Raw genomic sequence first — 20,055 nt, 5'->3', positions numbered from 1 at the left:
GCTGCAATGCAACTTATTTTTTAGCGGCAAAACGTGCTGCTGCTTCGTCCCAGTTCACCACATCCCAGAATGCTTTAATGTAGTCAGGGCGACGGTTTTGGAATTTCAGGTAGTAAGCGTGTTCCCACACGTCCAGGCCCACGATTGGGAAGCCAGAAACGCCAGAAACAGCTTCGCCCATCAGAGGGCTGTCCTGGTTTGCAGTAGAAACTACCGCCAGTTTGTCACCTTTCAGAACCAGCCACGCCCAGCCGGAGCCGAAACGTGTTGCTGCTGCTTTCTCAAATTCTGCTTTGAAGTTATCAACGCTACCGAAATCACGCTCGATGGCTGCCTTCAGGTCACCTTGCAGAGTGGTGCCAGTTTTCAGGCCTTTCCAGAAGAAGCTGTGGTTAGCGTGGCCGCCAGCGTTGTTACGCAGAACGGTTTTCTTGTCAGCTGGCAGTTGATCCAGTTTAGCGATCAGCTCTTCAACAGGCAGGCTTGCGAACTCTGGCAGAGACTCCAGCGCTGCATTCGCGTTGTTTACGTACGCCTGGTGGTGTTTGCTGTGATGGATTTCCATCGTTTGTTTGTCGAAATGTGGTTCCAGGGCGTCGTATGCGTAAGGCAGGGATGGCAGGGTGTAGCTCATATTCTCATCTCCATTTATACCCGTCACCTTTCAAGCCGCAGATGCGTTGGCTGCGTTCACTCACCTGAATCACTTAGTTCACTAAGCTCATCAGGACTCATTCACTTGCCGCCTTCCTGCGACTCGAAATGTTTAGGGTATGCAGTTGAGCGGCGAATAACCTGTTAACGCCGCGTAATCAGTTGGTTCATTATAGTTAATTAAATGATATTGAAAATGATTATCAATGCCGTAGTTTTTATAAGGTTATAACCTTTTGGCATGATGGCGAAAATGTGAGCGTTGTCAGGTGGATAAATCGTTTTTTGCCACGCTGTTCAGAAACTGGCATTGCGGCAAAGGCGGTACGGAAAAATTAGGGTGATAGTCAGCGTTTCTTCATACGCAGGAGCATCCTTATGTCGCTTAATATCGCCCTTTTCGGTATTGGCCTTGATACTTACTGGCCACAGTTTTCGGGCCTCGAACAACGCCTGACATACTATTTGCAGCACATTGACCAACGCCTCACAACGCTTAACGCCACTGTCATTAACGGTGGGCTGATTGATAGCGTCGCCAATGCAGATACGTTTGCTACGCAACTCCAAAGCCAGCCGGTCGATGCCATCGTGCTGTATATCAGTACCTACGCCCTGAGTTCTACCGTCCTGCCGCTGGTGCAAAAAATAAATAAGCCAGTGATTATCCTGGCGCTGCAACCGGAGCCAGGTTTGCCCTACGCAAAAATCCATGACATGACCGATCGCGGTCAACGTACCGGTGAGTGGCTTGCTCATTGCCAGGCGTGCAGCGCACCAGAGTTGGCGAACGTATTTAATCGCGCAGGTATTCGTTATCAACTTATCGTTGGTGCATTACAAGGTGATGACTATGTCTGGGAGCAAACCTCGCAATGGCTACAGGCGCTGGAAGTACAAAAAGGGTTGTCTGCTTGCCAGGTGGGCGTTCTGGGTCACTATTACGATGGCATGGTAGATGTTTACAGCAACATGACCAACCTGAGCGCAAAGCTCGGCGTGCGTTTCAAGCCGCTGGAAATGTGCGAACTGGCGGAATATCGCGAGCAAGTCACGCCTGAGACCTGCGCACAAAAATGGCAGGAAGTTGAATCCTCGCTGCAAATCGATCCGTCTTGTGAAAAGGTCGAACTGGAACGCGCGGTGCAAACCGCCTGTGCGATGGACAAACTCATCGAAAACAACCGCCTCGGCGCGCTGGCCTATTACTACGAAGGACGCAACGGCAACGCTTACGAGAACATAATTACTTCAATTATTCTCGGCAACACGCTGCTGACTCAGCGCGGCGTTCCGGTCGCCGGGGAGTATGAAATCAAAAACGTGCTGGCGATGAAAATCCAGCAACTTCTGGGGGCGGGTGGCTCGTTTTCGGAACCTTATGGCATTGAGTTTAAAGATGATGTAGTGCTCTGGGGACATGATGGCCCGGCGCATCCGCTAATGGCCGAAGGAGATGTGCGCCTTGTTCCTCTGCCGGTTTACCATGGCAAGCCGGGGAAAGGCGTGTCGATTCAGATGACGGTGAAACCCGGCCCGGTAACTTTCCTTTCTATTGTTGAGGATGCACAAAACGGTGTGCGTTTGCAGTACGCCGAAGGTGAAGCCGTGCCGGGCGAAGTGCTGGATATCGGCAACACCAACAGCCGCTACCGTTTCCCGTTAAATGCTCGTGATTTCACCACCCAATGGTGCCTCGGCGGGCCAGCTCATCATTGTGCAATTGGTCTTGGGCATCAGGGTGAGGTTCTGGAAAAACTCGCCTGGTTGCTTGGTGTGCAAAGCGTGAAAATCTGCTAATCCGAGAAATGGTGGATGACGCGTACCGCTTATCCACCCTACAAAAACAGGTTGAAGGGATATAAAGAACTGTGACTCCCATCAATCCTACCCCCTGAATTTTGCCAGCTTTACCCCTGCGGCGGCAGTACATGGAAGGTTCGCCCATTGTTCACTCTTTAGACTCAATGGCATTGGGGTTGCCAGTTGTCACCCCTGCGTTTTTGGCTAAAACAGAGGGATAGAAAATGAGTAACGCAATAACAATGGGGATAATCTGGCATCTGGTGGGTGCTGCAAGCGCCGCCTGCTTTTACGCCCCTTTTAAGAAAGTACAGCATTGGTCATGGGAAACCATGTGGGCCGTTGGCGGTTTCGTCTCGTGGATAATCCTGCCATGGCTGGTCAGCTACATTTTGCTTCCTGATTTTTGGGCTTACTACGGTTCGTTTAACGCTTCAACCCTGCTGCCAGTCTTCCTGTTCGGTGCGATGTGGGGCATTGGTAACATTAACTACGGCCTGACGATGCGCTATCTCGGCATGTCGATGGGCATCGGCATCGCAATTGGTATCACGCTGATTGTCGGTACGTTAATGACGCCAATTATTGCCGGAAAATTTGATGTTTTAATCGGCACACCTGGCGGGCGCATGACACTGCTGGGCGTTCTGGTGGCACTGGTGGGCGTGGCGATTGTCACCCGCGCAGGGCAACTTAAAGAACGCAAAATGGGCATTAAAGCCGAAGAATTCAACCTGAAAAAAGGTCTGATACTGGCGGTAATGTGCGGCATCTTCTCGGCGGGTATGTCTTTTGCGATGGACGCCGCAAAACCGATGCATGAGGCCGCAGCAGCATTGGGCGTTGACCCACTGTATGTCGCGCTGCCTAGTTACGTCATCATTATGGGTGGCGGCGCGGTGATTAACCTCGGCTACTGCTTCATTCGTCTGGCAAAAATGCAGAGCTTGTCGATAAAAGCCGACTTCTCACTGGCAAAACCGCTGATCATCAGCAACGTGCTTTTCGCAGCCCTTGCCGGTTTGATGTGGTATCTGCAATTCTTCTTCTACGCCTGGGGCCACGCCAAAATTCCTGCGCAATACGACTACATGAGCTGGATGTTGCATATGAGTTTCTATGTGCTGTGCGGCGGTTTGGTCGGCTTGATCATGAAAGAGTGGAAGTCAGCAGGCAGAAAGCCTGTTGGTGTACTGAGCATCGGTTGTGTGGTGATTATTATTGCCGCGAATATCGTGGGATTAGGTATGGCGGCGTAATACCCGTCATACTTCAAGTCGCAGGGTTGTTGGCTGCACTCACTTACCCCAGTCACTTACTTTAGTAAGCTCCTGGGGATAAGTTCCTTTGCCGCCTACCTGCAACTTGAATTATTTAGGGTATCCAATTGAAGCGTGTACCGTTGACGCCACATTCGTGGCGTCATCCCCGTCTCTTTCGTAAACACCACTGAAAAGTAGTTACTATCCTCAAAGCCGCACCGTGTGGCGATATCCCCAATCAACAGCTCGCTATGGCGCAATAAATCCTGCGCCTGGCAAATCTTTAGCTGGCGTAAATACTGACTGATGGACATGCCGGTTTGTTGGCGGAAAAACTGTCGCAAATAGCGCTCTGCCAGCTGATGCTGCTGGCAAAATTGCGATAGTTCAAAAGGCGTGTTGAGGCTTTTCCCAAGCGCAGCCATCAATAAATCGAGGGTTTCGTTGCTGTCTGGCCCAGCGGCATCCTGAGATTTGTAACGGTGGCGACGCAGTAGAATACACAGTTGCAGAAACAGGCTTTCCGTCAAACACAACGACAGCGCATCGGGCTTCACGCTTTCGTGTTCCAGTTGGCCAATTAACTGGCGTGCCTGCGCCATGCCATGGCTGCTCAAACGCCAGCGCGGGTCTTTTCCAGAAGCTGCCGTGTTATCCAGCAGTTCGCTCCAGTCAACGTTGAGTTTTAACCGTTCCGGGCAATAGATAATGTTATGCAACACCAGCCCGTTGACGGATTCGTAGCTATGGCGATCTTCGGCGCGAATATAAAACAGGTCGCCGCAGGTGATGCGATATGGGCGGTCGTTGAGAACGTGCAGGCCGTTGCCGCGCCACACCAGCACCAGTTCGCAGAAATCATGGGTATGTTCGGCAAAGACGTTTTGCGGATAGCGGTCGGCCACCGCTACGGGTTGTGCGGTGGAGGCGAAAAAATCTGCTTTTTTGAGAACTAAATGACCCGCCACAGCAATACCTCAAAACCAGAACAATCAGAAAGTATTGGCTTTTTTGGCTAAAAAAACGGTGACTGCCTTCGCGATTACTGAAGTTGTCTGTCGCGCCCCTGGCGAATCTCACGCGGGGACCAGGAAAACTCGCGCTTAAAAAGCGTCGAAAAATGGTTACTGTCGCCAAACCCGCACTGGAAGGCGATATCCGTTACGCTCTCCTCGCCGTGGCGCAGCAGGTGCCGGGCTTTCATCAGGCGTAAACGGTTGAGATAACGCTGCGGTGTCATGCCGGTTTGCTGTTTTAACTGGCGATGCAGCGTGCGCAGGGAAAGGGTGAATTGCGAGGCCAGTTGCTCCCAACAAACATCCTCGGCGAAATGGTCTTCAAGCCACGCCATTAGTTGGTTTAAGCGGCCTTCCGAGTTGGTAGCACCTTCCATCATGCTGCCTCTGCGTAGCAACACCAGCAGTTGCATAAACAGAATTTCACGGTTAGCGACGGCGTGGGTATCCGCTGCTTCACCAATCTGTTCAAACTTTTCAATCAAACCGCGAACCTGTTGCAACACCGCCTGGTTCACGCGCCAGTGGGATGGATAATTGCCGTCCTGCTCCTGTGGCAGCAGCTTATCGAGTCCGGACAAAAAGCAAAACGCATCGGGTGCACGATACAGAATATTGGTCAGGCAGAGGTTTTCGGTCTGTTCGTACAAATGGCGGTCGTGGTCACGCACAAAACAGACGGAGCCCCCGCTCAACGTATACGGTTGACCATTAAAAACATGCGTTCCAGTACCGTGTTCTACGATAACAATCTCATAAAAATCATGATGGTGTTCCGGGAATGCGGGCTGGGGTAAACGCGGCTCAATCGCCACGGATGAATGTCCAGATGGGAAAAAATCAAAACCATGCAATATCGTCATCATTACCCCCAGGCTCATTTAAAGTAGCTCGATAGTAGATAACGCTTCTCATCAGCACCTTAAAGTTTCGACACGAAACTAGCTAAAAACTGTTCGTTTTTTAAGAAATGCCGGGAATTATCAGGAAATGCGGAGGGCGTCACAGGGCGGTTTTAGGGGTGATAAACACGAATATGTGACATCACTCACGTTCACCTTTGCCTTTTTGCCAACGGCTGATTGGCGCTGTCAGTGTCGAGAAGGTGCACGACAGCGTAACTTTTTAGAGTGGGGGCAATTCATTTAGCAAGGACCCCCAAAATGACTCTACGCCATAGTGTTGCGGTAGACCTGGGCGCATCAAGCGGCCGTGTCATGCTGGCACGCTTTGAACGTGAAACCCGCAGCATCTGTCTGCGTGAAATTCATCGTTTTACCAACTGCTTAAAACAGATCGATGGTTCTACCGTCTGGGACGTCGATGCGCTTGAAGGTGAAATCCGTACCGGCCTGCAAAAAGCCTGCGACGAAGGCATCGCCATCGACAGCATTGGCATCGACACCTGGGGCGTGGATTACGTGCTGATTGACCGCGACGGTAATCGCGTTGGGCAGCCAGTTTCTTACCGCGACAGCCGCACCGATGGCGTGATGGATACCGCGTTCAATCAACTTGGCCGTGACGAGATTTACCGTCGTACGGGCATCCAGTTCATGCCGTTCAACACGCTTTATCAACTCCGTGCGCTGGTGGAACAGCAGCCAGAACTGCTCGATAACGTTGAACACGCGTTGCTGATCCCGGACTATTTTTGCTTCCGCCTGACCGGCGCGCTGAACTGGGAATACACCAACGCCACCACCACACAACTGGTGAATATCAACAGCGACAACTGGGATGAAACGCTGCTCGACTGGGCGGGCGTGCCGCATAAATGGTTCGGCGCACCGACGCATCCGGGCAACGTTATTGGCCAGTGGGTTTGCCGCGAAGGCAACAAAATTCCGGTGGTTTCCGTTGCCACGCACGACACCGCCAGCGCGGTGATTGGTGCGCCACTTAAAGACAAAGATGCGGCGTATCTCTCCTCCGGCACCTGGTCGTTAATGGGCTTTGAGAGCAAAACCCCCTACGCCAACAGTGCTGCGTTAGCCGCCAACATCACTAATGAAGGCGGTGCAGAAGGGCGCTACCGGGTACTGAAAAATATTATGGGGCTGTGGCTTTTGCAGCGCGTGACCAAAGAATTGGGGATCACCGATCTACCCGATCTTATCGATCGCACTCAAAAAACCGCTGCCTGCCGTTTTGTGATCAACCCGAACGACGATCGTTTTATTAACCCGGAAAGCATGAGCCGCGAAATTCAGGCTGCATGCCGCGAAAGCAACCAGCCGGTGCCATTTACCGACAACGAACTGGCGCGCTGTATTTTCGATAGCCTGGCGCTGCTGTATGCCAAAACGCTGCAAGAACTGGCCGCCGTCCGTGGCCGCCCGTTTAGCTGCCTGCACATTGTTGGCGGCGGTAGCCAGAACGCCTTGCTTAACCAACTTTGTGCCGATGCCTGCGGTATTCCTGTTTTCGCCGGACCGATTGAAGCCTCAACGCTTGGCAATATTGGCTGCCAGTTAATGGCGCTGGACGAAATTACTGATGTCGACGACTTCCGCAAAATTGTCGCCGCCAGCTACGAACTGAAATCTTTTACCCCTCAATTAGATAGCGAAATTGCTCGCCACATCGCGCAGTTTCAGCTCAACATTCAAACAAGTAAGGAGTTTTGCGCATGACCACACCTCTTGATCAAGCCTGGGAACTGGCAAAACAGCGCTTTGCTGCTGTCGGTGTTGATGTTGAAACCGCACTGCAACAGCTCGATCGTTTACCGGTTTCTATGCACTGCTGGCAGGGCGATGACGTTGCCGGATTTGAAAACCCGGAAGGTGCGCTGAGCGGTGGGATTCAGGCCACGGGGAACTACCCAGGTAAAGCACGCAGTGCCACCGAATTACGCTCGGATTTGGAACGCGCATTAAGCCTGATTCCTGGGCCAAAACGCCTGAACCTGCACGCGATTTATCTGGAATCCGAACAACCGGTTTCCCGCGACAAAATCAAACCAGAGCATTTTAAAAACTGGGTGGAATGGGCGAAAGCCAACAAACTGGGTCTGGATTTTAACCCGTCTTGCTTCTCGCACCCGCTCAGCGCCGACGGTTTTACGCTGTCGCACGCTAACGATGAGATCCGCCAGTTCTGGATTGACCATGTGAAAGCCAGCCGCAAAGTTTCTGCGTATTTCGGCGAACAACTCGGCACACCGTCAGTGATGAACATCTGGATCCCGGATGGCATGAAAGATATCACCGTTGACCGTCTGGCCCCGCGCCAGCGTTTAGTCGCCGCGCTTGATGAAGCGATGAGCGAAAAACTCAACCCGGCACACCATATCGACGCGGTAGAAAGCAAGCTGTTCGGCATCGGCGCGGAAAGCTACACCGTCGGCTCTAACGAGTTTTATTTTGGTTACGCCACCAGCCGCCAGACCGCACTGTGTCTGGATGCCGGTCACTTCCACCCAACCGAAGTCATCTCCGACAAAATCTCCAGCGCCATGTTGTATGTGCCGCGTCTGCTGCTACACGTAAGCCGTCCGGTGCGTTGGGACAGCGATCACGTGGTGCTGCTGGATGATGAAACCCAGGCGATCGCCAGCGAGATTATCCGCAATGACCTGTTCGACCGCGTTCATATTGGCCTGGATTTCTTCGATGCCTCAATCAACCGTATCGCCGCCTGGGTTATCGGTACGCGCAACATGAAGAAAGCCATGTTACGCGCGCTGCTCGAGCCAACCGAGACGCTGCGCCAGCTGGAACTTGAAGGTGATTACACCGCGCGCCTGGCGTTACTCGAAGAGCAAAAATCGCTGCCGTGGGCGGCGGTGTGGGAAATGTACTGCCAGCGCAACGACACACCGGTTGATGCCCAGTGGCTGAAAACGGTACGCAGCTATGAAAAAGACGTGTTGAGCAAACGCGCTTAACGACTCAACGGTGGATGACACTTCGCTTATCCACCCTACTACTTATTATCGAACGTAGGGCAGAGCCATCTGCCAGACGAATAACAGGAACACAAAACTATGCAGAACATCCTCAACGCCTGGTTTGTAGAAGGCATGATCAAAGCAACCAGCGATGCCTGGCTGAAAGGTTGGGACGAGCGCAATGGCGGCAACATTACCATGCGCCTGGATGAAGCCGATATCGCGCCATTCCAGGCTGATTTCCACGCCGCACCGCGTTACATCTCATTAAGCCAGCCAATGCCTGAACTGGCTAACACGCCATTTATCGTCACTGGTTCAGGCAAATTCTTCCGCAATGTGCAACTTGATCCGGCGGCAAATATCGGCGTGGTGAAAGTCGACAACCGGGGTACCGGCTACCACATCTTATGGGGCCTGGAAAACGAAGCTGTGCCAACATCTGAGCTGGCGGCGCATTTCCAGTCACACAGTGTGCGTATCAAAACTACCGGCGGGAAAGACCGCGTGATCATGCACTGCCACGCCACCAACCTGATTGCCTTGACCTACGTGCTGGAAAACAGAACCGACGTCATCACCCGCAAACTGTGGGAAGGCAGCACTGAGTGCTTAGTCGTATTCCCGGACGGCGTCGGCATTCTGCCGTGGATGGTGCCGGGTACCGATGAAATTGGCAACGCGACCGCAGGTGAAATGGCAAAACACTCGCTGGTGCTGTGGCCGTTCCACGGGGTATTCGGTAGTGGCCCAACGCTTGATGAGGCATTCGGTCTTATCGACACCGCCGAGAAGTCTGCCGAAGTGTTGGTAAAAGTCATTTCCATGGGCGGCATGAAACAAACCATCAGTCGTGACGAGCTTATCGCTCTTGGTAAACGTTTTGGCGTCACCCCATTAGCAAGCGCTTTAGAACTATAAGGAACATGACGATGAGCTTTATGTTGGCCTTACCAAAAATCAGCCTTCACGGCGCAGGTGCCATCGGCGATATGGTGAAATTGATTGCCGCCAAACCCTGGGGAAAAGCGTTAATCATTACTGACGGGCAACTGGTGAAAATGGGCTTGCTAGACAGCCTGTTTAGCGCGCTTGATGAGCACCAGCTTTCTTATGAACTGTTTGATGAAGTGTTCCCGAACCCGACCGAAGAACTGGTGCAAAAAGGCTTTGCCGCTTATCAGGCTGCCAACTGTAACTACCTGATTGCCTTCGGTGGCGGCAGTCCAATCGATACTGCCAAAGCGGTCAAGATCCTGACTGCAAACCCAGGTCCATCAACCGCTTATTCGGGCGTTGGCAAAGTCACTAACCCGGGTGTTCCGCTGGTGGCGATTAACACCACTGCGGGAACGGCGGCAGAGATGACCAGTAACGCCGTCATCACCGATTCTGTGCGCCATGTAAAAGAAGTGATTATCGACACTAACCTCATCCCGGATATTGCTGTGGATGATGCAAGCGTAATGCTCGATATTCCGGCAAGTGTCACCGCTGCAACAGGTATGGATGCGTTAACTCACGCCATTGAAGCTTATGTTTCCGTTGCCGCGCATCCGTTAACTGATGCTAACGCATTGGAATCTATCCGCCTGATTAGCCAGTGGTTGCCGAAAGCAGTCGACGATGGTCATAACCTTGAAGCGCGTGAAATGATGGCTTACGGGCAATACCTGGCAGGTATGGCGTTTAACAGCGCAGGCCTTGGATTGGTACATGCGCTGGCCCATCAACCGGGTGCCACGCACAACCTGCCACACGGTGTTTGCAACGCGATTTTACTGCCAATTATTGAAGCTTTTAACCGCCCGAAAGCCGTTGCACGTTTTGCAAAAGTTGCCGCAGCGATGGGAGTCAATACTCAGGATATGAACGAAGAAGAAGCCAGCTTTGAGGCAATTCTGGCGATTCGTGCGCTTTCTACTCGCGTCGGTATTCCATCTGGCTTTAGCCAGCTTGGAATTCAAACCACAGATATCGAAGGTTGGCTGGATAACGCTTTGGCTGACCCATGTGCGCCATGTAATCCACGCGTGGCAACCCGTGAGGAAGTGCGCGAGCTGTATCTGGAGGCGTTATGATCCGCAAAGCTTTTGTGATGCAGGTAAACCCGGATGCTCATGAAGAATATCAACGTCGCCATACGCCGATTTGGCCAGAGCTGGAAGCGGTACTTAAAGGGCACGGTGCTCATCACTACGCTATTTATCTTGATGCACAACGCCACCTACTTTTTGCCACGGTAGAGATTGAGTCTGAAACCCGCTGGAATGCTGTCGCACAAACGGAAGTTTGCCAGCGCTGGTGGAAGCATATGAGCGAGATTATGCCGAGCAACCCGGATAACAGCCCGGTAAGTGCGGAGCTGAAAGAAGTGTTTTATCTGGAGTAGGGTGAGAGGCCTCGCAGGGGATGGGGATGCCCATCTCCTGAAAAAAATTAGTGGTTCTTTTTCTGGGTCAAACGTTTTTCAAGCTGCTCTAACTGTTCCAGTTCAATACGGTCGGCTTCATGCGCATCAGCCGTTTTTCTCTTTTTGTCAAACGAGTCATAACGTTCATACACCACGGATTTCATCTGTTCATGGCTAACGGTACCGCGATGATTCAGCAGCGGCTGCTCATTGAACGCCATAAAGTTATCGATGTACTGCCGCCAATCTACTAGTTTCAGGTGTTGCTTTTGCTTCGCCCGGAACTCTGCAAATTCTAAAAACATTGAGGTCAGGCGATTCAGGCTATCGAGTTCGTCTGCATTGAGGTCATTTTTAGCAATAACCACGTCCGCTTTACGTACCCGTGAACCTTTAAAGCTCAGTAGGTTCATATTGGCTTTGTTGACATTAGAACGTTGTACTACTAGTTCGGCAGCCGTATAACCCGTAACCGCAAAGAACAATTTGTTCTGTACTTCGGCAAACAGAAGGCCAGTGTCTTTTTCATTGGAGCGATAGTCTTCTGAAAGAATAAAAAGCTCACGGATTTTTTGATAAAAGCGAAGTTCTGAAGAGCGTATATCGCGTATGCGTTCGAGCAACTCATCAAAATAATCCCATTTGGGGTTTTTAAGGCGTTCGTCATCCATAGCGAAGCCTTTGGACATATATTCGTTAAGAATGTGAGTCGCCCATTGACGAAACTGAGTGGCTCGCGAAGAACGAACACGATAACCGACAGCGATAATCAGTGGTAATGAGTAATGAGTAATGAGTAATGAGTAATGAGCGATCTGGCGTTGTACGTCACGCCTACCCTCACTTTGAACTGTCAAGTAATCCTTGACGGTTGCTTCCCTCGTCAACTCGCCTTCGGAAAAAATATTCTTCACATGAAGACTGATATTCTGCTTAGTCGTTTGATAAAGCTCGGCAATTTCTAATTGAGTTAACCAAATTTGCCCGCCAAATTTACGCATCACAAACTGTGCTTTGCCATCCTCCGTTGTGTAGAGGATTAGATCATTGTCAGACATATTGGCCATCCTTGATTTGCCGCTAGAAGATAAGATTACGGCTATTTTTTGTTGTTGCGCAATACCTGACAAGTTTCATGCAGTGTTTATTTAAGAATTGCGTGCAGAGCCGAAAAGAGATGCAAACAGACTGAAAATTTCCAAATAGGGCAGGACTAACCCACCCTTGGCTCGCAAACTAAACCACTGCACCTTCCAGCGCTTTATTAATCACCTGCGAGAGTTCTTTCACATCGAACTTCGCCACATAGCCGTTCGCGCCCACCTTGCGGACGTGATCTTCGTTGGCGCTACCTGATAGAGACGAGTGAATCACCACCGGAATCTGCTTTAACACGATATCCGATTTGATATTACGGGTTAGGGTGAAGCCATCCATTTCTGGCATTTCGATATCGGTCAACACCATGCCGATGCGGTCGGTGATCGGCTGGCCTGCGGCTTTGGCTTCTGCCGCAATCAGCTTTATTTTTTCCCACGCTTCTAAACCCGTGGAATGCATCATCACCGGAATACCCATGCCTTTCAGGCCTTGTTCAAGCATCTGGCGGGCGACTTTTGAATCTTCGGCAACAATCGCGACAGCACCCGGTTTCAGAGGGTTTGTGTTCCCTTCGATGGCCGCCATATCGACTTTGCGGCCTGAAGGAATAATGTCGTAAAGAATCTGTTCAACATCGAGTACCAGTGCCAGTTCGCCTTTGTATTCGTCGCTATTGAGTGAAGCGATACTGGTGATATTGCGGCTACTCACACCGGATTCGGCAGCGTGAACCTGGCTCCAGTCGAGGCGGATAATATTTTCCACCGACTCCACTGCAAATGCCTGCGTGCTGCGTGCGTATTCGGTAATCAAAAGAAGATTCAGGCCCGTTTTTGGCGTGCAGCCGGTAACGGCGGGCAGGTCGATAACCGGGATAAATTGGTCACGAATATTTGCCATACCCAACAGCGGTGACATCATCCCAGCAGCGCGATTGATCTTCTGCATTGGCACAATTTCGCGCAGCTTAAATACGTTGATGCCATACAACTCTGATTTGCCGCCGTGCTGGCCTTCCCCTAAGCGGAACAACAACAGCTCAAATTTGTTGGATAACGCCAGGTTAGCCCTTTCATCAATATCTTTTTGAAAACTATCCATTTTAACCTCTGGTTGTAACCCGGCGGGTCATCGTTGCCCCGTTTCCTGTTTAAGTTATCGGCAGATGGAATAAAAAGTGCAGTCTGTTTGGATGAAGAAAATCCCCCTTTGCTTCACCCGGCGCGTTGCCCTACTATTAACACCTTGTAGGGTCGGGACAAAAAAATGAAAAAGCCGCTAACAATCAAGGATATTGCTGAACTGGCCAATGTATCTATTGCGACAGTTTCCCGTGTTCTGAATAACAACAGCTGGGTGGCGGATAAAACTCGCGCCAGGGTTGAAAAAGTTATTCAGGAGCAGCAGTTCAGCCCCAATTTGTTGGCACGCGGTATGATTTCCAAAAAGACACAGACGCTGGCGATTGTCGTTTCCGATATCAGTAACCCCTATTTTGTGATGCTGGTTGCTCAAATCGAAAATGAGAGTTTGCGAGCCGGATATAAAGTCACACTCTACGATACACAATCTGCAAATAAATCATCTTCGCAGGGTGAAATTATTCCTGAAGAAAATATTTTCAACTCGATTACTGATAGTCAGATTGATGGAGTTATTATTCTTGGTGGGAATATTGATTATAATAATGTGCCAGACTCTTATTTTCATGAGTTGAAGAAACTTTGTGCGGCCATTCCGGTAATCGTGGTTGGACGACAATTAGTTGGTGTAGATTATTCTTGTGTAGAGCGCGATCAGTCTGGGTGTGTTGCACTTGCAACTAATCATCTGATAAGTAAGGGCTATAAAAAAATCGGATTTATTGGTGGCTCGAAAAGTGTTTATATTACCCAGCAACGTATAGATTCGTTTAAAAACACGCTTCAGCAAGCTAATATAATGGTTGACGATAATCACATTGTATTAAATAACTTCTACTTACAGCATGGCTATGAAGCGGTAGATAAGTTGCTCTCGCAGAGTGAAAAATTGCCCGAAGCTATTGTGGCGATTAATGATCATGTTGCAAAAGGAGCAATTAGGGCATTAAAAGATAGAAATATTTCTGTGCCTGAAGATATTGCTATTGTCAGCTGTGAATATTTCCCTGGTAGCGAATATTTCATTCCACGAATTACTACTGTGAACCATCACAATGAACTCATCGGTAAAACAGTGATGAAAGTTTTAATGACATTGCTGAAAGATACGACTGAATCTGTAGTGCCTGAAAAAATCCAACTGAGCCTGATACCAGGTGAGTCCTGCTAGCTCCCTTTTAGCATTTCAGTATTTCTGAAGGCTCCAAAACCTCCGCATACGATATTTTTTGATCCCCACCACAATTGCTGAAAAGTGGATTGACAACCTCACTCAAGCTCCTCTAGCCTAAAACCTAAAACCTGAAAACGTTTTCAGGTTTTGATTTCAGGAGGGCCAATGAAGCCGACAATGATGACTTACATTCACGAAGAGCAAGCGACACTTTCAGCAATGCTTGATCGTTATCCACATGATCTACCAGAGATTAATGGAAAGAGCACGTGGTTGGTTTTAGCTACTGGTTCAAGTATTAACGCCATCAAAAGCGCGAAATACTATGTTGAAAACCTGGCGAACGTGCGCGTTACCGTGGAGGAGCCGTTCCACTTCCAGCACTACGAAAAAATAGATGTCACGACCGATCTGGTGCTTGGTGTATCGCAAAGCGGTGAAAGCACATCCACCATCAATGCGATAAAACACATCCGCAAAAGTTTCCCGTTAGTGACCTATGGTTTAACCAGCAAACTGTCTAGCGAACTGGCGAAAACCGTTGATCACGCCATCGATATTGAAATTGGTGAAGAGCGCGTGGGTTACGTTACTAAAGGTTACGTGGCGACGATTTTTAAATTCATGTTGCTCGGTCTTTATACTGCGCGTTGCAACGGTTTAATCACTGAAACGCAGGAAGCCGAAGAGTTAGCGAAATTATCCGTAGCAGTAAAATCTATCCCACAGATTATTGATACAACTGAAGTCTTTTTCGAAAAGTGGAAAGACGAGCTAACTGCCTCTCCAAGATTTACGGCAATTGGCTATGGCCCGAGCGTGGGTGTGATTAAAGAAATGGAAACCAAGTTTGCAGAAACTATTCGCGTGCCATCGCAAGGGGTAGAATTGGAAGCCTTTATGCATGGCCCTTATTTTGAAGTGAATGGCAATCACCGGATGTTTTTCCTCGACACACCTGGAGAAGCGCGTGAGCGTTTGTTACTGCTGAAAGACTATGAGAAAAAATATACCGAATATATTTACACCGTTAAATTAGGTGTAAGCAGTGATGAGCGAACTCTCGCCATTAATGCTGATATAGATATATTTATCGCCCCGTTACTGATGGTTATTCCTTTCCAGATTCTGGCGCACCATATCGCTGAAGCGAAAGGTAATAACTTGCCACAACGTATTTTTACCGATTTTGGTATTTCCGTTAAGAGTAAAACAAGGCCTGGCGATTACGCCTAATATACCCGTCTGACCCTACAACGTTGTCCGATAATTTTATCGGGCAATAAATACAGCGCAAACCTTGAAACTAAGGAAATACCATGACGACATATAGTCAGCTTGCCCAACAAATAATTAAACATGTTGGTGAGTCCGAGAATATTGAGCATATTACTCATTGCGCAACACGTTTACGTTTTACATTAAAAGATAAAAATAAAGTGAATCCGGAAGCGCTCTATGGTCTTCCTGAAGTTGTGAAATTAGTGGATAGCCCGAGTCAATTCCAGATAGTGATTGGCCCGAAAGTCGATCAGGTATGTTCAGCGATTAAAGAGCTGCTCGGTGAACAAACGCCTATAGCTGAAGAAACAACTGCGCAAGGCTCATGGGTAAGCCGCTTGCTGGCTACACTTTCCGCTATTTTCACGCCTTACATCGGTGTGCTGGCGGGTGTCGGTGTTGTAAAAGGGATTGTGGTATTGCTGCAAACAATGAACCTGGTGGATACGCATTCTTATGTGTTCACCGTGTTTAATGCGCTGTCGAGCGGCGTGTTTGTGATGTTGCCATTGTTTATCGCAGTTACGGCATCAGAACGTTTTAAAACTAATAAATTTACTGCGCTGGCACTGACTGCGGCGATGATTATCCCGTTAACCGACCCAAGTGTTCCCGGTGCATTCCATATTATGGGACTTGCTCTGAACGTTAAGATTTATGGTGGTGCGGTTATCCCTGCTGTATTTGCCGTGTTGTTCCTGAGTTATGTGGAACGCTGGCTGAAAAAAATAATCCCGGAGCTGGCTGCGTTTGTATTTGTGCCTTGTTTATCGCTCATCATCTGCGGGTTTGTAGTATTCACCTTAATTGGCCCGATTGCGGATTACGTCGGGGTCGGTATTGCTAACGGATATGCATGGCTTTATAACCTCAGCCCGGTCATTTCTGGTGCACTGCTTGCCGGTATTGGCCAGCTGTTTGTAGTGTTCGGTGTGCACTGGGGCATCATCCCACTCGCGCTGATAAATATTCAGGTCAACGGCTACGACACCATTATGGCGATGTTTATGTCGGCGGTGATGGGGCAGTTTGGTGCGGCATTCGGCGCAATCTTTATTGCCCGCAACCTCAAGGACAAACAGATTGCGATTTCTGCCTCAATTTCTGCCTTCTTCGGTATTACTGAACCGGCGCTGTATGGCGTGAATCTGAAATACAGAATGTTGTTTGTCTTCGGTTGTATTGGTGCCGCGTTGGGCGGTGGTATTACCGGTTTGCTGGGCGTTAAAACTTACAGCTTCCTGCCAGTGCTCAATGTGTTCGAATTAGGTCTATTCAGCGGCCCAGATTCAAAAATGATTTATGAAGTGTTTGCGATAATCGTCGCATTTACTGTCCCTGCGGTTCTGACCATTATTTATGGTAAGACGCGCAAACTCGTGGCTTCACCTGCTTCTTGATGATTAACAACCGCCCTCTCAGACCGGGAGGGCGTTACCCAAACTTACCTTGCAAACGCCACCTTATCTTCTGCGGTAATTTCTCGTATCACACGATAAGGGATCCCTGCGGCAACCACGTTTGGCGGAATAGATTTTGTCACTACACTTCCCGCGCCAATCACGCTATTACGGCCAATCACCACGCCTGGATTAATGATGACGCCTGTACCCAGCCAGACGTTGTCTTCGATAGTCACCGGCAAAGAAAACTGTTGTCCAGTAATGCGGATTTTAGGGTCTATCGGATGGCCAGCGGTAGAAATCGTGACGTTGGGTGCGAGCATGACATTATCGCCGATTTTCACTGTCGCGTCGTCCACCACTACCATATTGAAGTTGGCGTAGAAGTTTTTACCAATGTGGATATGGTTACCGTAGGCTACGCGGATTGGCGGCTCAATCCAGCAATTTTCGCCAACGCTGCCGAATAATTGCGTGAGTAATTCCGCACGGCGCGCTTCTTCTGACGGGCGCGTCAGGTTGTAGTTATACGCCAACTCTTTCCCCGCCAGGCGCTCTTCCGGCAACCCTTCACAGTGGTCCGTGTACAGTTCGCCAATTTCCATTTTTCTTCGTACTGACATGTACGTATCCTTAAATTACCAACCTTCATTCGAGCTTGGGGATAAAAAATTCCTGCCATTCAAGCGCTAGGGTCGATAAACAATCTGCGATAGGATATTCATATCCTGTTTAGAATTACGGTTTTTTTATGTACTCACATCTAAAGAAATGCTTGCAAAAAGAAGTTCTTAAAAGCAACCGCGCTTTTTCATGGATGCGAGTCATTCATCGAGCCTGGAAATGCCCCGATCGCCGTTTCTATTTTTGGTTTCGCCTTTGGGGATATTTTTTTAAAGCCAAAAAAGGTTTTATCTCCCGTTATGCGAAGAAAAAACTGATCAAGTTAAACCGTGAATATGCGATAGATATTTCCCCACTGGCGACTATTGCCGAAGGGTTGGATATCAGGCATTTCCCAGGGCTGGTTATTCGCCCTGATTGTGAGATTGGTAAAAATATTGTTCTACGCCAGAGCATTACCATCGGGCAGAAAACGCGTGGCGACAAGGGAAAAACAGTGATTGGTGATAATGTGAACGTGGGGGCTAACAGTAGCATTATTGGTGATATTACTATCGGTTCGAATGTCACAATTGGCGCTATGTCTTTTGTTAACAAAAATATACCTGACAACCATACTGTCTATACGCGCAAAGAAATGGAGCTGATCTCAAAAGAGGCGTGAGCCTGATAAATCGATACTTGCTGGCGATCCCCCGAAGTTGGGTGAACCACGCAATGAGCGGGATTAAAAGTTACGAGGATTTTAGGAGACTGCTGGCGTGAGAATTAAAGAAAAAACCCTGCTGCCACCACGCCATAAAGAATGACCATCATCAGGATGATTTCAAACCGAAAGCGTTTTAGCAGTTGCTCAGGCTTGATAAAAAAACACCCGGCAAGCCGGGTGTTTCTAGTAATGAGGGATTTCATTGCAACTTATGCAGCAGGTTTAACCGCTGGTTTTGCTGCTGGCGCTACTGGTGCAGCGGCTTTTTTGTGATGCTTTTTAGCAGCCTGAGCTTTCTGTGGCGCTACTGGAGTTGCAGTAGTAGCTGCTTTTTTGTGGTGCTTTTTAGCAGCCTGGGCTTTCTGAGCTACAGGAGCTGCTTTATGGTGTTTCTTGTGGTGCACAGTAGTGGTGTGTTTTGCTGGAGCAGGTGCTGCAGTAGTTTCAGCAGCGAAAGCAACAGAGGACATACCCATTACAGCAACAGCAATCAGAGTTAATACTTTTTTCATTTTGATAGTCTCGTATTTGTTTATGTGTGGGTTGTTGGCCCGTTGAAATAACTTTATGCCAACAAACAAATACGTTCAGTGAGTGATTGGTGTCGGTACGTAACGGAATGTACAGCCTGTTAACACAACCGCTGCGGATGGGTGTAAACCGTTGCTCGACCCGGTTTGCTAAAGCCGACCAGCGTGAGGTTGCAGCGGCTTGCCACTTCTACGGCAAGCGTGGTCGCGGCAGAAACGGCAAACAGAATTTCTACGCCACACTGGGCTGACTTTTGCACCATCTCATAGCTTGCGCGGCTTGAGACTAAAACCGCACCGTTGTGCCAGCCCTCACGCCCACGTGCGCCGAGCAGTTTATCCAGCGCCACATGGCGGCCTATATCTTCTTTACCTTCCAGAATCTGGCCATTTTCGTTAAGCCACAATGCTGCGTGCGTACACCCTGTGAGTTGCCCCACCGGCTGGTAGTCGCGCATCTGGTTTAAGGCGGCATCAAGATTATTCAAATCGAAAGTTTGCGTGAACGGCAGAGGGGTAATCGGGCGGCCAATATCGTTGAGTTGCTCAACGCCACAAACGCCACAGCCAGTGCGCCCGGCAAGTGTACGGCGGCGTTCTTTCAGCCCCATAAAGCGGCGACTTGAAAGCTCAATTTGCACTTCAAGACCATTACAAACCTTTGAAACATCAATCCCGTAAATGTCTGCTGGCGATTCAATAACCCCTTCCGATAAAGAGAAACCGAGCGCAAATAGTTCCAGATCTTTGGGCGATGCCATCATAACCACATGCGAAATACCGTTGTAGACCAGCGCTACCGGCACTTCTTCTGCCAGCCAGTCACCTTTTGCCCGATCTAAATCCTGGCGCTGCCACAGCTCTATGGTCCGTGCGCCAGTGACGGCGTTCACAATTTTGTTCTGATTTGAGTTGGAATTGTTCACTTTGTCTTAACCTGATTGGAACAGCCTTAATCCTAATGTGGTATTCTGGAAACACTAACCCTTCTGGAGTAGGGGATATTTCCAGTTCGGTTTGATTGTGGACTTTTGCGGCGCAGACCGCA

20 protein-coding genes are annotated in these 20,055 nt (G+C 49.4%); 11 read left to right on the top strand and 9 right to left on the bottom strand.

Translation table 11 applies throughout. The features are described from left to right. Positions 1-13: 13 nt before the first annotated feature. Complete coding sequence (sodA, locus tag GC128_RS07140; RefSeq protein WP_034460735.1) at positions 14-634, bottom strand: superoxide dismutase [Mn]; 621 nt, start codon at positions 632-634, stop codon at positions 14-16. Positions 635-1,032: 398 nt separating this feature from the next. Here sodA and GC128_RS07135 point away from each other — a divergent pair, with 398 nt between their 5' ends. Together GC128_RS07135 and rhaT are read left to right on the top strand one after the other, a co-directional pair. Continuing rightward, positions 1,033-2,454 carry an L-fucose/L-arabinose isomerase family protein gene (locus tag GC128_RS07135; RefSeq protein WP_151993722.1) on the top strand — a complete coding sequence of 474 codons (1,422 nt, stop codon included), beginning with the start codon at positions 1,033-1,035 and terminating at the stop codon, positions 2,452-2,454. A gap of 227 nt (positions 2,455-2,681) precedes the next feature. Beyond that, entirely contained in the window at positions 2,682-3,716 is a 1,035-nt protein-coding gene (gene rhaT, locus GC128_RS07130; RefSeq protein WP_151993721.1) for an L-rhamnose/proton symporter RhaT, read from the top strand. Positions 3,717-3,811: 95 nt separating this feature from the next. Here rhaT and rhaR read toward each other — a convergent pair whose 3' ends face one another. Both rhaR and rhaS read right to left on the bottom strand, forming a co-directional pair. Next, a complete protein-coding gene (rhaR, locus tag GC128_RS07125) occupies positions 3,812-4,687 on the bottom strand; it encodes an HTH-type transcriptional activator RhaR (RefSeq protein WP_151993720.1) in 876 nt (291 codons plus the stop codon). A gap of 74 nt (positions 4,688-4,761) precedes the next feature. Further along, entirely contained in the window at positions 4,762-5,598 is an 837-nt protein-coding gene (rhaS, locus tag GC128_RS07120; protein WP_151993719.1) for an HTH-type transcriptional activator RhaS, read from the bottom strand. A 300-nt stretch (positions 5,599-5,898) separates the two neighbouring features. Here rhaS and rhaB point away from each other — a divergent pair, with 300 nt between their 5' ends. From rhaB to rhaM, 5 genes are all read left to right on the top strand, one after another. Next, the gene (rhaB, locus tag GC128_RS07115; protein ID WP_151993718.1) at positions 5,899-7,371 is read left to right on the top strand and encodes a rhamnulokinase; all 1,473 of its coding nucleotides are present in this window, start codon (positions 5,899-5,901) and stop codon (positions 7,369-7,371) included. Then, positions 7,368-8,627: an L-rhamnose isomerase gene (rhaA, locus tag GC128_RS07110; RefSeq protein WP_151993717.1), complete on the top strand. Its 1,260-nt coding sequence runs from the start codon at positions 7,368-7,370 to the stop codon at positions 8,625-8,627. Before rhaB ends, rhaA begins: the two co-directional genes overlap by 4 nt. A gap of 99 nt (positions 8,628-8,726) precedes the next feature. Continuing rightward, positions 8,727-9,551 (top strand): rhamnulose-1-phosphate aldolase, encoded by an 825-nt coding sequence (rhaD, locus tag GC128_RS07105; protein ID WP_151993716.1) that lies wholly within the window; start codon positions 8,727-8,729, stop codon positions 9,549-9,551. 11 nt (positions 9,552-9,562) lie between these two features. Continuing rightward, positions 9,563-10,711, top strand: coding sequence for a lactaldehyde reductase (fucO, locus tag GC128_RS07100; protein WP_151993715.1), 1,149 nt, complete (start codon positions 9,563-9,565; stop codon positions 10,709-10,711). After that, positions 10,708-11,022, top strand: coding sequence for an L-rhamnose mutarotase (gene rhaM / locus GC128_RS07095; protein WP_151993714.1), 315 nt, complete (start codon positions 10,708-10,710; stop codon positions 11,020-11,022). Before fucO ends, rhaM begins: the two co-directional genes overlap by 4 nt. Positions 11,023-11,069: 47 nt before the next feature. Here the strand turns inward: rhaM and rhuM are convergent, their stop codons facing one another. Both rhuM and GC128_RS07085 read right to left on the bottom strand, forming a co-directional pair. After that, the gene (gene rhuM, locus GC128_RS07090) at positions 11,070-12,101 is read right to left on the bottom strand and encodes a RhuM family protein (RefSeq protein WP_151993713.1); all 1,032 of its coding nucleotides are present in this window, start codon (positions 12,099-12,101) and stop codon (positions 11,070-11,072) included. A gap of 178 nt (positions 12,102-12,279) precedes the next feature. After that, positions 12,280-13,245: a chemotaxis protein gene (locus GC128_RS07085; protein WP_151993712.1), complete on the bottom strand. Its 966-nt coding sequence runs from the start codon at positions 13,243-13,245 to the stop codon at positions 12,280-12,282. A 165-nt stretch (positions 13,246-13,410) separates the two neighbouring features. On the opposite strand from GC128_RS07085, the gene GC128_RS07080 reads away from it, so the two are divergent. From GC128_RS07080 to GC128_RS07070, 3 genes are all read left to right on the top strand, one after another. Continuing rightward, positions 13,411-14,457 (top strand): LacI family DNA-binding transcriptional regulator, encoded by a 1,047-nt coding sequence (locus GC128_RS07080; protein WP_151993711.1) that lies wholly within the window; start codon positions 13,411-13,413, stop codon positions 14,455-14,457. A gap of 168 nt (positions 14,458-14,625) precedes the next feature. Beyond that, complete coding sequence (locus tag GC128_RS07075; RefSeq protein WP_151993710.1) at positions 14,626-15,696, top strand: SIS domain-containing protein; 1,071 nt, start codon at positions 14,626-14,628, stop codon at positions 15,694-15,696. Positions 15,697-15,779: 83 nt separating this feature from the next. Continuing rightward, positions 15,780-17,141 (top strand): PTS transporter subunit EIIC, encoded by a 1,362-nt coding sequence (locus GC128_RS07070; protein WP_151993709.1) that lies wholly within the window; start codon positions 15,780-15,782, stop codon positions 17,139-17,141. Positions 17,142-17,185: 44 nt separating this feature from the next. Here GC128_RS07070 and GC128_RS07065 read toward each other — a convergent pair whose 3' ends face one another. Next, a complete protein-coding gene (locus GC128_RS07065; protein ID WP_151993708.1) occupies positions 17,186-17,767 on the bottom strand; it encodes a maltose acetyltransferase domain-containing protein in 582 nt (193 codons plus the stop codon). Positions 17,768-17,895: 128 nt separating this feature from the next. On the opposite strand from GC128_RS07065, the gene GC128_RS07060 reads away from it, so the two are divergent. Beyond that, positions 17,896-18,432, top strand: a complete 537-nt coding sequence (locus tag GC128_RS07060; RefSeq protein WP_151993707.1) for a serine acetyltransferase — start codon at positions 17,896-17,898, stop codon at positions 18,430-18,432. Between the two features lie 104 nt (positions 18,433-18,536). On the opposite strand, the gene ydgU is transcribed toward GC128_RS07060, so the two are convergent. From ydgU to fdhD, 3 genes are all read right to left on the bottom strand, one after another. Next, on the bottom strand, positions 18,537-18,680 hold the full coding sequence (gene ydgU, locus GC128_RS23360; RefSeq protein WP_456061804.1) for a small membrane protein YdgU: 144 nt from the start codon (positions 18,678-18,680) through the stop codon (positions 18,537-18,539). Between the two features lie 6 nt (positions 18,681-18,686). Then, positions 18,687-18,989 (bottom strand): acid resistance repetitive basic protein Asr, encoded by a 303-nt coding sequence (asr, locus tag GC128_RS07055; protein WP_151993934.1) that lies wholly within the window; start codon positions 18,987-18,989, stop codon positions 18,687-18,689. Between the two features lie 119 nt (positions 18,990-19,108). Then, positions 19,109-19,933 carry a formate dehydrogenase accessory sulfurtransferase FdhD gene (gene fdhD, locus GC128_RS07050; protein ID WP_151993706.1) on the bottom strand — a complete coding sequence of 275 codons (825 nt, stop codon included), beginning with the start codon at positions 19,931-19,933 and terminating at the stop codon, positions 19,109-19,111. Positions 19,934-20,055: the final 122 nt, after the last annotated feature.

The sequence above is a fragment of the Buttiauxella massiliensis genome, from assembly GCF_902500225.1.
GTDB classification, from domain to species: Bacteria; Pseudomonadota; Gammaproteobacteria; order Enterobacterales; family Enterobacteriaceae; genus Buttiauxella; species Buttiauxella massiliensis.
The sequence above is the reverse complement of the archived record's forward strand: the minus strand, read 5'-3'. Positions and strand labels throughout refer to the sequence as shown.